Here is a 14,115-nt window from a genome sequence, read left to right as displayed (position 1 = left end):
CCTGCTAGAACAACTCAGCCTGCCTGAAGGCTGTACCCTGCCGGTCCTTGTCCGAGAGCACCGGCACGCCCGGGTAATGCCAGTCTATGGCGAGGTCCGCGTCGTCCCAGGCGATGCAGCGTTCATGCTCCGGCGCGTAATAATCCGTTGTCTTGTACAGCACTTCGGAGCAGTCGCTCAGGGTCACGAAGCCGTGGGCGAAGCCCTCCGGGATCCAGAGCTGGTGCCGGTTCCCGGCGGAAAGCACGGCGCCTGTCCAGCGGCCGAAGGTGGGCGATGCGCGGCGGAGGTCGACCGCGACGTCGTAGATCTCCCCCTGCACCACCCGCACCAGTTTCCCCTGCGCCATCGGCGGCAATTGGTAATGCAGTCCGCGCAAGACGCCTTTTTGCGAGCGCGAATGGTTGTCCTGCACGAATTGAGGGCTCAGTCCGGTCATCCCGGTGAACTGCCGCAGGTTGAAGCTCTCGAAGAAGAATCCGCGCGGGTCGGTGAACACCCGCGGGGTGAGCATGACGATGTCCGCGATCGGCAAGCGCTCGGCCTGCATCAGAACACCTTGCCGTCGATCAGCCTCAGCAGATATTCGCCGTAGGCGGATTTGGCCAGCGGGGCCGCGAGCCGCTGCAGCTGTCCGGCGTCGATCCAGCCGTTGCGGTAGCAGATCTCCTCCGGGCAGGCCACCTTCAGTCCCTGCCGTTTCTCGAGGGTGGCGACGTACTGTCCGGCCTCCAGCAGGCTTTCGTGGGTGCCGGTGTCGAGCCAGGCATAGCCGCGTCCCAGGATCAGGACCTTGAGCATCTGCCGGTCCAGGTACATCGCGTTGAGGTCGGTGATCTCCAGTTCGCCGCGCGCGGACGGTTTGATCTCGCGCGCGAAGTCCACCGCCTGGTGGTCGTAGAAGTAGAGCCCGGTGACCGCGTAATTCGACTTGGGCCGCGGCGGCTTTTCCTCCAGCGACAGGGCGCGGCCGGAGGCGTCGAACTCGACGACGCCGTAGCGCTGGGGATTCTGCACGTGGTAGGCGAAGACGGTGGCGCCTGCGGTCCGCTGCGCCGCGTCCCGCAGCAATGGCTGGAGATCGTGGCCGTAGAAGATGTTGTCGCCCAGCACCAGGGCCGACGGGTCGCGGCCGAGGAATCCTGCGCCGATGACGAAGGCCTGGGCCAGGCCGTCCGGGCGGTGCTGCACGGCATAGGAAAGATTCAGCCCCCACTGTCCGCCGTCGCCCAGCAGCCGGGCGAAGAGCGGCGCGTCCTCCGGTGTGGTGATCAGCAGGATGTCCCGGATGCCCGCCAGCAGCAGGATGCTGAGCGGGTAGTAGATCATCGGCTTGTCGTACACCGGCAGCAGCTGTTTCGACAGCGCCAGTGTGGTCGGGTACAGGCGGGTGCCGGAACCTCCGGCCAGGATGATGCCCTTTCTCGGCACTGGTGCCCCCGTTACGTCAGGATTTCTTGCAACACGCGCCGGACGCCGTGTTCCCACCCCGGCATCCGCAGCCCGAAGGCCGCTTCCAGCTTGCCGAGCGCGAGGCGGGAATTGCGCGGACGCGGCGCCGGCCTGGGATAGGCTTCGGAGGGCACGGCGCCGACCCGGTCTGCCGTGACCTTCAGCCCGGCGCCGGCGCGCTCGGCCTCGGCCAGCACCAGCCGCGCATACGCCCACCAGCTTGTCTCGCCGGCCGCCGCCAGGTGATAGATCCCGGCGCGGTCGGCGGAACCGGCGTCGCGCAACACCGCGGCGAGTGCGTGTGCGGTCACGTCCGCGATCAGCTCCGCGCCGGTGGGGGCGCCGAACTGGTCGTTCACGACGTCCAGAATATCACGGCTCCGGGCCAGCCGAAGTATGGAGCGGATGAAGTTCTGGCCGCGCGCGGCGTAGACCCATGAGGTGCGAAAGATCAGGGCGCGATCGGTGGCGGCGGTCACCGCCTCGTCGCCGGCCAGCTTGCTCCGGCCGTAGGCCGATACGGGCGCGGGCCGGTCTCCTTCCGACCACGGCCGGCTGCCGTCGCCGGAGTAGACGTAATCGCTGGAGTAATGCACCAGCCAGGCCCCGATCCGCGCCGCCTCCTCGGCCAGCACGCCCGGCGCCTCGGCATTGATCCGCATGGCCGCGGCCGGTTCGCCTTCCGCCTGGTCGACGGCGGTATAGGCCGCCGCGTTGACGATGACCTGCGGCGCGAGCCTGCGCACCGTGGCGGCCAGGCCCGCGAGATCGGCGAGGTCGCCGCACAGCTCCGCCGTCCCGCTGCGGTCGAGCGCGACGACCTCGCCGAGCGGCGCCAGCGCCCGCTGCAGCTCCCAGCCCAACTGGCCGTTCCTGCCGAGCAGCAGCAGCCTCACCGCATCCCCTCGCCGTAGTGGCGTCCGATCCATTCGCGATAGGCGCCGCTCTGCACGTGCGTTACCCAGTCCTGGTTCGACAGGTACCATTGCACCGTCTTGCGGATTCCCGTCGCGAAGGTTTCCGCCGGCCGCCAGCCCAGTTCGTGTTCGATCTTGCGCGCATCGATGGCGTAGCGCCGGTCATGGCCGGGCCGGTCGGCCACGAACGCGATCAGCCCGGCGTATTCCCGCACCGGATGTCCCTGCGCGTCGCGCACGCCGCGCGCGGGCGCCGGGGCCAGTTCGTCCAGCAGCGCGCACACCCCGCGGACGATGTCGATGTTGGCCAGCTCGTTCCAGCCGCCGATGTTGTAGGTCTCGCCCGGCCGGCCCGCCTGCAGCACGCGGCGGATCGCCGCGCAGTGGTCCCCGACATACAGCCAGTCGCGGATGTTGCGCCCGTCGCCGTACACCGGCAGCGGCCGGCCCGCAAGGGCGTTGACGATCATCAGCGGGATCAGCTTCTCCGGGAACTGATACGGCCCGTAGTTGTTCGAGCAGTTCGTGGTGACCGCGGGCAGGCCGTAGGTGTGGTGATAGGCGCGGACCAGGTGGTCGGCGGCCGCCTTGCTGGCGGCATAGGGGCTGTTCGGGGCGTAGGGCGTGGTCTCGCTGAACGGCGCATCGGCCGGGCCGAGCGACCCATAGACCTCGTCCGTGGATACATGGAGAAAGCGGAACGCCCGCCGTTCGCCGTCGTCGAGCTGCTGCCAGTACGCGCGCGCCGTCTCCAGCAGGTGAAAGGTGCCGGTGACATTGGTCTGGACGAAGGCCTCCGGGCCGTGGATCGAGCGGTCGACGTGGGTCTCGGCGGCGAAGTTGACCACCGCGCGCGGGCGGTGCTCGGCGAACAGCCGCTGCAGCAGGGCGGCGTCGGCGATGTCGCCGTGTACGAAGCGGTGGCGCGGGGAATCCGCCAGCGGGCGCAGCGATTCCAGGTTGCCCGCGTAGGTGAGCGCGTCCAGGTTCAGGACCGGTTCGTCGCTGGCGGCGCACCAGTGCAGGACGAAATTCGCGCCGATGAAACCGGCGCCGCCGGTGACCAGTATCATGCCGATTCATCCTGCGTCGGGTTCGGGCGCGGGTCCCGCGCCGGGGGCTGCATCATGAGGCGCACCATTTCCTCCACATATCCCGATACGCCTCCTCCAGCTGGCGCGTGAACCCGGCCTCGTCGCGCAGCGGCGAGGCCGCGAGGCGCGCGCGCATTCCGCTGCGCAGGGCCTCCAGCCGGCCAAGGTCCGCGGCCAGGGTCTCCGCGATGGAGATGTAGTCCGCCACGTCCCGTCCCGCCAGTTCGGCCAGGCCGATCGTCTTCAGCAGATGATAGCCGAAGCGGGCCGAAAAGCGGTCACCCGTCAGGCTGATCACCGGCAGGCCGAGATGCAGGACCTCGCAGGTCGTCGTGTTGCCGTTGAACGGCCAGGGGTCGAGCGCGATGTCGATGGTCGCGTGCAGGGCGCGGAATTCGCGCAGCGGGAGCTTGCGATGCAGCGTCAGGCGTCCCGGTTCGATCCCGCACGCGGCGAAGCGCTCCCGGATATGCCGCTGCGCCTCGCCCGCCGGCACCCCCGCCATGACCAGCCGTGAGCCGGGCACGCGCCGGAGCAGCTCCGACCAGGCGGACAGCGTCGCCTCCGACACCTTGGCAACCTTGTTCATCGAGCCAAAGGTGACGTGACCGTTCCGGCGCGCCGGCGTCGTCGCCTCGACCTCCGGCAGGTCGGCGGCCGGCCGGTAGCACCACAGATTGCGCGGCAGTCGATAGAGCCGTTCGCTGTTATAGCGCTGGTAACCTTCGGGGTCGGTGTCGAGATGACTCAGGCGCCAGTCCATGGACTCCAGACCGGTGCTCGCGACGTCCCCCAGGTAGGTGACCTGGACCGGCGCCGGCTTGCGCGCGAAGACCGGCAGGCGGTTCTTGTCGGTGTGGCCGGCGAGGTCGACCAGGATATCGATGCGGTCGGCGCGGATCTGTTCGGCCAGCTGTTCATCCGTCAGGCCCGGACACGGGATCCAGTGATCGACCAGCAGGGCCATCCGGTCGGTCCAGTCGTCACGCTCGTAATTGTTGTAGTAGCCATGCACCTCGACCCGGGCGCGGTCATGATGGGCGAGCACCGGCTCGATGAAGTTCGCCACCGGGTGGCGGCGGAAGTCGGGCGAGACGTAGCCGATGCGCAGCCGGCGCCCGGGGTCGCGGTCATTCGTGTGCGGGCGCCGGTGAGCTTTGAGCGGCGTCTCGCACTGCGCGGCGAAGAAGCGCTGGGCGGCGTACGAATCCTCCGCGCTGACCGAGGAGAGATTGTGCAGCGAGAAGAGCCGGGCGCTGTGTCCGGCCGCGGAGGCGGGATCGATGCGGAGGCCTTCCTCGTAACAGCGCATGCCTTCTTCGACCTTGCCCTGGGTGGTCAGCGCGGAGCCGAGATTGATGTGCGCCTCGGCATCGCCGGGTTTGAGCGCGATCGAGCGCCGGTAACTGGCCACGGCCTCGTCCAGCCTGTCCTGGCGGATGAAGATCTGCCCCAGATTGTTGTACGCGGCGGCGTAATCCGGTTTGAGCGCGATCGTCCTGCGGAAACATTCGCCCGCCTCATCGAGCCTTCCCCCGGAGAGATGGATGCCGCCCAGATTGAACCAGGCCTCGGCATACTCCGGTTTGTGCGTCACCGCCTGCCGGTAGCAGGCGGACGCCTCTTCCTGCCTGCCGAGCATGGAGTATGCATTGCCCAGGTTGAAGTGCGCCTCGGCGTACGACGGATTGAGCGCGAGCGCCTGCCGGAAGCAGGGCACGGCCTCGTCCCGCCGGCCCATGTTGTGGAGCGTCAGGCCCAGGTTGTTGCGGATCTGCGCGTTCTCCGGCTGCATGGCCGCCGCCTTCTGCAGGCAGCGCAGCGCCTCGTCCGGCCTGCCGAGGCCGCTGTAGGTCACGCCCAGGCCGGTATACGCCTCGACGAAATCCGGCTTGAGCGCGAGCGCGTCCAGATACCGCGCGGCCGCCTCCCCGAGCTTTCCCTGCCTGAACCGGGTCAGGCCCAGGTTGTAGTGGGCGGCGGTGAGTCCGGGATCGAGGGCCAGCGCCCGCTGGTAGCACTCCGCCGCCTCGTCCAGCCGGCCCTGGGCGAAACAGGCGTTGCCCAGCTTGCGATGCGCCTCGGCATGGCCGGGATCCATCGCGAGCGCGGCGCGGAAATGGACCGCCGCATCGGCGTAGCTGCCCTGCATGAAACAGCCGAGCCCCTGCTGCAGGAGTACTTCCACACGCGCCATGCCCGTCGTTGCCTGATCCGCAACCGCACGAACTTCCGGCGCGTGTTCGCACCAGCGCTGCCACATGTCGCGGCAGGCGGCCTCGAGGTCGCGGGTGAAGGCGGCCTCGTCGCGCAGGGGTGAGGCGTCGAAGCGCGCCGGCAGCTCGCGGCGCAGGCGGGCGAGGCGCCCGGGGTCGTGCGCGAGTTCGACGGCGATGCGGACATAGTCGGCCTCATCGCGCGCGGCGAGCCCCTCGAGCCCGACGGTCTTCAGCTGGGCGTAACCGGAGCGTGCGACGGAGGTCTGCCCGATGAGGGTCACGACCGGGATGCCGCGCCACAGGGTCTCGCAGGTGGTGGTGGTGCCGGTGTACGGAAACGGGTCGAGCGCGATGTCGATGCCGCGCTGGACCTGCTGGAAGTCCGCGAACGTCAGCCGCGGATGCGCGATCACCCGTTCAGGGGCGATGCCGTGGCTGAGGATGCGCTGCCTGAGCCGTTCGCGTGTGGAGCCTTCCGGCACGGCGGTCATCACCAGGCGCGCTGCGGGCAGGGCGTGCAGGATGTCCATCCAGACGGCGAAGGCCTCGGGCGAGATCTTCGTGTAGGTGTTCATGGAGCCGAAGGTGACCTGGCCGTTCCGCAGCGCGGGGGCGCCCGGATCGGGTTCGCGCGCGGCGAGGGGCCGGTAGCACCACAGCGTGCGCGGCAGACGATAGAGCGCCTCGCTGTGGAAGGCCTCCTGTCCGGGCGGATCGGTGTCGCTTGTGCATAGCCGGTAGTCCACGGCGTCGAGCCCGGTGGTGGCGGGGTAGCCGAGGTACGTCACCTGCACCGGCGCCGGCCGGCGCGCGAAGGTCAGCAGGCGGTTGCCGTCGGTGTGGCCGTTGAGATCCACCAGGATGTCGATGCCGTCCTGGCGGATGCGTGCGGCCAGTTGTTCATCTGTCAGGCCGGCGCAGGGGAGCCAGTGATCGGACAGTGCCGCCAGGGATTCGGTCACCGCGTCGCGCTCGACGTGGTTGTAGTAGCAATAGACCTCGAAGCGGGCGCGGTCGTGGCAGGCGAGCACCGGCTCGATGAAGTTGGCGACCGAGTGGCGGCGGAGGTCCGCGGAGACATAGCCGATCCTGAGCCGGCGTGCGGGGTCGCGCGTGTTGGCGTGGGCGCGCCGGTGCGGCCGGAGCGGCGCCTCGCAGCGCGCGGAGAAGTGTCGGTGCGCGGCCAGCGCGGTCTCCGGCGTGGTGTCCGCCAGGTACAGCAGCGCGGAGCATCGGGCGCTGAGCCCGGCGGCGGAGTCCGGGTCGAGTGCGAGCGCCCGGTCCAGCTCCGACAGGGCCTCGCGGCCCCTGCCCGTGTGTGCCAGCAGCGCGGAGCGGAAGATGTGCAGATTGGTGTTGTCCGGCTGCAGCGCGAGGGTCTTCTGCGTGCAGGCCAGCGCCTCGTCCATGCGGCCGAGGTCGTACTGGGCGAGGCAGAGCGTATGGTAGGCCTCGACGAGCCCCGGATCGAGCGCGATCGCCTGTTGCGACGCCTCCACCGACTCTTCCAGCCGGCCCAGGCGGAGGAGGGCGACGCCGAGATTCTGCTGCGCCGGGGCGAGGTCCGGTCTCAGCGTGATCGCCTTCTGGCAGGCGCCTGCCGCCTCGTCCGGGCGGCCGAGATCGAGACAGGTATGCGCGAGGTTGTTATACGCCTCGGCATAGTCGGGCTTGAGCATCAGCGCGCGCCGGTAGCTGGTTGCGGCCTCCTCCGGCCGGCCTTCCCGGTAGCGCGCCAGGCCCAGGTTGAAATGTACCGCGGCGAGGTCCGGGCGGGCGGCGAGCACCTTCAGATAGCTCTCGGCCGCCTCCGCGGGCCGGCCCCGGGAGAGCAGGATGTTGCCGAGGTTCAGGTGTGCCTCGGGGTGCGCGGGGTTGAGCGCGAGCACCTCCCTGAAACAGGCGGCGGCCTCGTCGACGCGGCCCTGGTTCGAGAGCGCAAGTCCCTGCCGCAGGGCGGACTGGATGAGCGATTCGTCCGTCATCCGCGCGGCTCCGCTTGCGCACGGCACCAGCGCCGCCACATGTCGCGGCAGGCCGCCTCGAGGTCGCGGGCGAAGGCGGCCTCGTCACGCAGGGGCGAGGCGTCGAAGCGCCGCGGCAGCTCCTGGCGCAGGCGGGCGAGGCGGCCGGCGTCGCGCGCGAGTTCGACGGCGCGGCGCACGTAGTCGGCGGCGTCGACCGCAACGAGCTCCTCCAGTCCGACCGTCTTCAGCAGTGCATGGCCCGAGCGCGCGACGGAGGACAGGCCGGACAGCGTTATCACCGGGATGCCCATCCACAAGGTCTCGCAGGTGGTGGTGGTGCCGTTGTACGGGAACGGATCGAGCGCGATGTCGATGCCGCCCAGGACCCCGCGGTATTCCGCCTCGGACAGGCGGGTATGCACGCGCACCCGTGCGGCCTCGATGCCGTGCGCGGCGACGCGCTCCGCCAGCGCCGCGCGCACGGAACCCTCCGGCACGCCGGTCATGACCAGGTGCGCCGCGGGCAGGGCGCGCAGCACGTCCATCCAGAGGGCGAAGGCCTCGGGAGAGATCTTGGGATAGGTGTTCATGGAGCCGAAGGTGACGCTGCCCGCCTGCAGCGGCGGCGAAGCCGCGCCGCCGGCCGGGCGCTCGCCGGGCGGCTGGTAGCACCACAGCGTGCGCGGCAGTCGATAGAGCGCCTCGCTGTGGAAGGCCTCCTGTCCGGGCGGATCGGTGTCCGCGGTGCACAGGCGGTAGTCCATGGCAGTGAGGCCGGTGGTGGCGGGGTAGCCGAGGTACGTCACCTGCACCGGCGCCGGCCGGCGCGCGAAGGTCAGCAGGCGGTTGCCGTCGGTGTGGCCGTTGAGGTCCACCAGGATATCGATGCCGTCCTGGCGGATGCGCTCCGCGAGATCATCGTCCTGCAGCCTCCCGCATTCAAGCCAGCGGTCGGCGAGCGCGCGCAGCCGCGCGGTGGTCTCGTCGCGAACGGTATGGTTGTAATAGCAGAACACCTCGACCTGCGCGCGGTCATGCCGCGCGAGCACCGGCTCCATGAAGCTGGCCACCGAGTGGCGGCGGAAATCCGAGGAGACATAGCCGATGCGGAGCCGCCGCTCCGCATCACGCACATTGGCATGCGCGCGCCAGCGCGGCCGGAGCGGCGCCTCGCAGCGCTCGGCGAACTGGCGATGCGCGGCAAAGCGCGCCTCGGGCGTGATGTCCGCCAGGCGGTTCATCGCGCACAGCCGGGAGCTGAGCGCGTTGGCGTAGTCCGGGTGCAGCCTGAGGGCCTCGTCGTAACAGTGCAGCGCCTCCCGCGTCCTGCCCTGGTAGGCGAGCGCGACCCCGAGGTTGTTTTGCGCCTTGACGAAATCCGGCTTCAGCGCCAGTGCGCGCCGGTTGCAGGCCACGGCCTCGTCGATGTCCCCCTGCCGGAAGCGGATCATGGCGAGGTTGTAATGCGGGATGGCGGAATCGGGCCGCAGTTCGATCGCCTTCTGGAAGCAGCCGGCCGCCAGCGCCAGGCGGCCCTGGTCCATATAGGCGGTGCCGAGGTTGTGACAGGCCTCGGCGGAATCCGGCCGCAGTGCGAGGGCCCGTTCGAACGCGGCGGTGCTCGCATCGAGCCGGCCCAGCCTGTAGAAGGCGATGCCCAGCGCGAGCAGATCCTCATGGGTGTCAGGCGTCAGCGCGTACGCCGCCTCGAAGCGGGAGGCCGCCGCGTCCATTCTGCCTTGCGCGAGTTGTTCGTTGCCTTCCCTCAGCAGCGCCGCGATGGCGTCCCGCCCGGTGTGGGCACGCTGTGCCGGCGCCTGTCCGCACCAGGCGCGCCACATGTCGCGGCAGGCGGCCTCGAGGTCGCGGGTGAAGGCGGCCTCGTCGCGCAGGGGCGAGGCGTCGAAGCGCGCCGGCAGCTCGCGGCGCAGGCGCGCGAGGCGCGGGATGTCGCGGGCGAGGTCGACGGCGATGCGGACATAATCGCCGGCATCGTGCGCGGCGAGTTCTTCAAGCCCGACCGCCTTCAGCAGGGCGTAACCGGAGCGCGCGACGGAGGTCTGCCCGGTCAGGGTTACGACCGGGATGCCCGTCCACAGCGTCTCGCAGGTGGTGGTGGTGCCGGCGTAGGGGAACGGGTCGAGCGCGATGTCGATGTCGCGCAGCAGGTTCCAGTATTCGGCGTAGGCAAGCTTGCCGTGCAGGTGCACGCGTCCGGCATCGACGTCGTGGGCGGCGAAGCGATCGCGCAGCGCCGCGCGCACCGTGCCCTCCGGCACGCTGGTCATGACGAGGTGCGAGCCGGGCACGGCGCGCAGGATTTCGGCCCAGCATTTCACGCTCCCGGGGGATATCTTGGCGAGGTTGTTCATCGAGCCGAAGGTGACCTGGCCGTTCCGCAGCGCGGGAGTGCCCGCATCAGGCGCGCGGCCGGCGAGGGGGCGGTAGCACCACAGCGTGCGCGGCAGGCGATAGAGCGCCTCGCTGTGGAAGGACTCCTGTCCGGGCGGGTCGGTGTCCGCGGTGCACAGGCGGTAGTCCATGGCGCTGAGCCCGGTGGTGGCGGGGTAGCCGAGATACGTCACCTGCACCGGCGCCGGCCGGCGCGCGAAGGTCAGCAGGCGATGGCCGCTGGTGTGACCGGCGAGGTCGACCAGGATGTCGATGCCGTCCGCGCGGATCTGTTCCGCGAGCCGCTCGTCGGTGTAGGCGGCGCAGGTGAGCCAATGGTCGGCGAGCGCGGCGATGCGCTCGGTGACCGCGTCGCGCTCGGTGTTGTTGTAATAGCAGAACACCTCGAAGCGGGCGCGGTCGTGGCGCGCGAGCACGGGCTCGATGAAGGTCGCGACCGAGTGGCGGCGGAAGTCGGGCGAGACGTAGCCGATGCGCAGCCGGCGTTCCGGGTCGCGCGGGTTGGCATGCGCGCGCCAGTGCGGCCGGAGCGGCGCCTCGCAGCGCGCGGCGAACTCCCGGTGCGCGGCGAACGACGCCGCCGGCGTCGTGTCCGGGAGGTACTGCATGGTGAACAGCCTGGCGCTGTGCGCGCCGTCGGAATCCGGATTGAGCCTGAGCGCCTCGTCAATGCTGCGCATGGCCTCGTCCGCGCGGCCGAGGTACGTCAGGGCAGTGCCCAGGTTCGCGTGGGCCTCGACATAATCGGGCTTGAGCGCGATGGCCGCACGATAGCTGGCCACCGCGTCGTCCAATCTGTGCTGCCTGAAGAAGACGAGGCCGAGATTGTAATGGGCGGCGGCGAATCCGGGTTCGAGGTCGATCGTCTTCCGGCAGCAGCGCAGGGCCTCGTCGAGGCGGCCCAGGTCGAGATAGGTGTTGGCGAGGTTGCTGTAGGCCTCCGCGAAATCCGGCTTGAGCGCGATCGCGCGTTCATTGCAGGCGGCGGATTCGTCCAGCCGGCCCTGGCTGTGCAGGACCCGGCCCAGGGTCAGCTGCGCCTCCGCGGAATCCGGTCTGAGCGCGACCGCCTTGCGGGCGGCGGCCAGCGCCTCGTCCAGCCGGCCCAGTTCGATCAGGGCGTTGGCCAGATTCAGGCAGGCCTCGGCGTGTTCCGGGTCGAGCGCGAGCGCGCGCTGGAGGCGCGCCGCCGCCTCGTCCGGTCGGCCGAGGTTCAGCAGGGTGAGGCCGAGGTTGTAGTGCGCGATGGCGTTATCCGGCAGCAGCGCCAGTGCCTGCTGCAGATAGTGGAGCGCCTCGTCCAGCCGGCCCTGGCTGCTGAGCGTGATGCCCAGATTGAGGTTCGCCTCGGCGAAATCCGGCTGCAGCGCGAGCACCGTGCGGTAGCATTCCGCGGCCTCATCCAGCCGGCCGGTCCTGAAACAGGCCAGGCCCAGGTTGTAGCGGGCCGCAGCCGAGGCGGGATCGCCCCGCAGTGCCCTGCGGTAGCATTCCGCGGCCTCATCCGGGCGCCCGCGCTGGAGCTGGAGGTTGCCGAGGCCGAGGTGCGCCTCGACATGGTCCGGCCTGAGTTCCAGTGCCCGCCCGAAGCACTCGATCGCCGCGTCGATCCGGCCCTGCACGGCATGGGATACGCCGAGGCCGTAGTGATAGTCGGGATCGGCGGGATTGACCCGGATCGCCCTGGCGATGAGATCGGCCGCGATGTCGTGGCGGCCGGCGGACTGGGCGAGGACGCCGAGCCGGTGCAGGGCCACGGGGTGCTCCGGCTGTTCCTGCAGCAGCTGCTGATAGACCGCCCGCGCCTGCGGGAACCGGCCGGCCTGCTGATGCTGCCAGGCGAGCTGCAGCGCCTCGTCCGCGTTCATGCCGCGGTCTCCGGCCGGGCGCACCAGCGCCGCCACATGTCGCGGTAGGCGGACTCGAGGTCGCGGGCGAGCCCGCGCTCGTCGCGCAGGGGCGAGGCGTCGAAGCGCCGGGGCAGTTCGCCGTGCAGCCGCGCCAGGCGCCCGGGATCGCGCGCGAGCGTCACGGCGATGCGCAGGTATTCCTCCGTGTCCGCCGCCGCCAGGTCCTCGATGCCGACCGCCTTCAGCAGGGCGTGGCTGGAACGCGCGACCGAGGTCGCGCCGCACAGCGTCACCACCGGGACGCCCATCCACAGCGTCTCGCAGGTGGTGGTGGTGCCGCTGTAGGGGAACGGGTCGAGCGCGATGTCGATGCGGCGCAACAACTGCCAGTAGTCGATGTAGTCCAGGCGGTCATGCATGATTACCCGCTCCGGCGCGATCCCGTGCCCGGCGCAGCGGCGCGCGATGGATTCGCGCACCGAGCCCTCGGGCACGCTGGTCATCACCAGCCGCGAGCCGGGCACCGCGTGCAGGATTTCCATCCACAGGTCCAGGGTCCCCGGCGAGATCTTGGAATAGCTGTTCATGGAGCCGAAGGTGATGCCGGGCTGTCCCGTCGCCCTGTCGCCCGCCGGCCGCTCGGCGAACGGCCGGTAGCACCACAGCGTGCGCGGCAGTCGATAGAGCGCCTCGCTGTGGAAGGCCTCCTGGCCGGGCGGGTCGGTATCGAGCGTGCACAGGCGGTAGTCCATCGCGTCGAGGCCGGTGGTGGCGGGGTAGCCGAGGTATGTTACCTGCACCGGCGCCGGCCGGCGCGCGAAGGCCATCAGGCGGTTGCCGCTGGTGTGCCCGGCAAGATCGACCAGGATGTCGATGCCGTCCGCGCGGATGCGCCCGGCGAGCTGCCCGGGATCGAGTCCGGCGCAGGCGATCCAGTGGTCGGCATGCGCGGCGATGCGGTCGGTCACCTCGTCGCGCCCGGGGCTGGTGTGATAGCAATGGATCTCCACCTCCGCGCGGTCGTGGCGGGCGAGCACGGGCTCGATGAAGTAGGCCACCGAGTGCCACAGGAAATCCGCGGAGACATATCCCACCTTGAGGCGGCGTCCCGGGTCGCGCGGGTTGGCATGGGCGCGCCACTGCGGCCTGAGCGGCGCCTCGCAGCGCGCGGCGAAGCGGCGATGCGCCGCCAGCGATTCGGCCGACGGCAGGTCCGGGAGATACAGCATCGAATACAGCCTGGCGCTGTGCGCCCCGGCCGAGTCCGGGTCGAGGCCGAGGCTCGTATCGAAGCTGTGCATCGACTCGTCGTTCCTCCCCAGGCAGGCCAGCACGAGCCCGATGTTCGCGTGCAGGGCGGCGAGTTCCGGTTTCAGCGCCAGGGCCTGCCGGTAGGCGGACAGCGCCTCGTCGAGCCTGCGCAGCCTGAACAGGGCATGACCGAGACTGGTACAGGCGTACTCATCCGGGCGCAGGGCGACGGCCTTGCGGCATGCGGACAGGGCCTCGTCGAGCCGCCCCTGGTCCAGGCAGGCGTTGCCGAGTTTGTACCAGGCCTCGGCGTGAGCGGGTTTCAGGGCCACGGCGTGCCGGTACGCGGCGGCCGCCTCCGCGGGATTGCCCAGCCTGGCCTGGACACCGCCCAGGTTGAACCAGGCATCGGCATAATCGGGATTGAGGCGGAGGGCATTCTGGAAGGAGTCGAGGGCGCAGTCGAGGCGGCCGAGGCGGAGGCAGGCGAGTCCGAGGTTGTAGTGGGCGACGGCGAAGCCGGGGAGGAGGGCGATCGCCGCACGGGCGGCCTGCTCGGCGGGTTCGAGCCGGTTCTGGTCGAGGTAGAGGTTGGCGAGGTTGTTGTGGGCCTCGGCATAGTCGGGCCGCAGCCGGAGGGCCTGTTTGAAGGCGTCCTCGGCCGGCTCCGGTCGGGCGAGCCGGTGCAGCGCGAGGCCGAGCATGAGGTGCGCCTCCGGGAGCCGGGGTGCGCGCGCACACGTCCCGGAACACGGCGGCGGCGTCCTCCAGGCGGTCCAGCTTGTAGAGCGCGAGGCCGAGGTTGTAGCGGGCCGGGACGTTGTGCGGCTGCAGGGCCAGCGCCTGGCGGAAGTGTCCGGCGGCGGCGTCGAGGTCCTCCTGCATGGCGCGGGTGACGCCGAGCTCGTAGTGGTGGTCGGGGAGTCCGGGCTCGGCCCGGACGGCCTTGCCGA

At 70.3% G+C, this 14,115-nt stretch carries 7 protein-coding genes; all 7 read right to left on the bottom strand.

Annotated features, from left to right (window positions below; genetic code table 11):
• Positions 1-4: 4 nt before the first annotated feature.
• The 7 genes from rfbC to IPK65_00745 are packed head-to-tail and all read right to left on the bottom strand — an operon-like array spanning position 5 to position 13,866.
• On the bottom strand, positions 5-550 hold the full coding sequence (gene rfbC / locus IPK65_00775; protein MBK8161717.1) for a dTDP-4-dehydrorhamnose 3,5-epimerase: 546 nt from the start codon (positions 548-550) through the stop codon (positions 5-7).
• Positions 550-1,431 carry a glucose-1-phosphate thymidylyltransferase RfbA gene (gene rfbA, locus IPK65_00770; protein MBK8161716.1) on the bottom strand — a complete coding sequence of 294 codons (882 nt, stop codon included), beginning with the start codon at positions 1,429-1,431 and terminating at the stop codon, positions 550-552. Before rfbA ends, rfbC begins: the two co-directional genes overlap by 1 nt.
• An 11-nt stretch (positions 1,432-1,442) precedes the next feature.
• Positions 1,443-2,348, bottom strand: a complete 906-nt coding sequence (gene rfbD / locus IPK65_00765; GenBank protein MBK8161715.1) for a dTDP-4-dehydrorhamnose reductase — start codon at positions 2,346-2,348, stop codon at positions 1,443-1,445.
• Positions 2,345-3,442, bottom strand: coding sequence for a dTDP-glucose 4,6-dehydratase (gene rfbB, locus IPK65_00760; GenBank protein ID MBK8161714.1), 1,098 nt, complete (start codon positions 3,440-3,442; stop codon positions 2,345-2,347). Before rfbB ends, rfbD begins: the two co-directional genes overlap by 4 nt.
• 52 nt (positions 3,443-3,494) lie before the next feature.
• On the bottom strand, positions 3,495-7,667 hold the full coding sequence (locus IPK65_00755) for a tetratricopeptide repeat protein (GenBank protein MBK8161713.1): 4,173 nt from the start codon (positions 7,665-7,667) through the stop codon (positions 3,495-3,497).
• Entirely contained in the window at positions 7,664-11,929 is a 4,266-nt protein-coding gene (locus tag IPK65_00750) for a tetratricopeptide repeat protein (GenBank protein ID MBK8161712.1), read from the bottom strand. The genes IPK65_00755 and IPK65_00750 overlap by 4 nt, the downstream gene beginning before the upstream one ends.
• Positions 11,926-13,866 carry a tetratricopeptide repeat protein gene (locus IPK65_00745; protein MBK8161711.1) on the bottom strand — a complete coding sequence of 647 codons (1,941 nt, stop codon included), beginning with the start codon at positions 13,864-13,866 and terminating at the stop codon, positions 11,926-11,928. Before IPK65_00745 ends, IPK65_00750 begins: the two co-directional genes overlap by 4 nt.
• Positions 13,867-14,115 lie beyond the last annotated feature (249 nt).

The sequence above is a fragment of the Gammaproteobacteria bacterium genome, from assembly GCA_016712635.1.
Classification (GTDB): domain Bacteria; phylum Pseudomonadota; class Gammaproteobacteria; order SZUA-140; family SZUA-140; genus JADJWH01.
The sequence above is the reverse complement of the archived record's forward strand: the minus strand, read 5'-3'. Positions and strand labels throughout refer to the sequence as shown.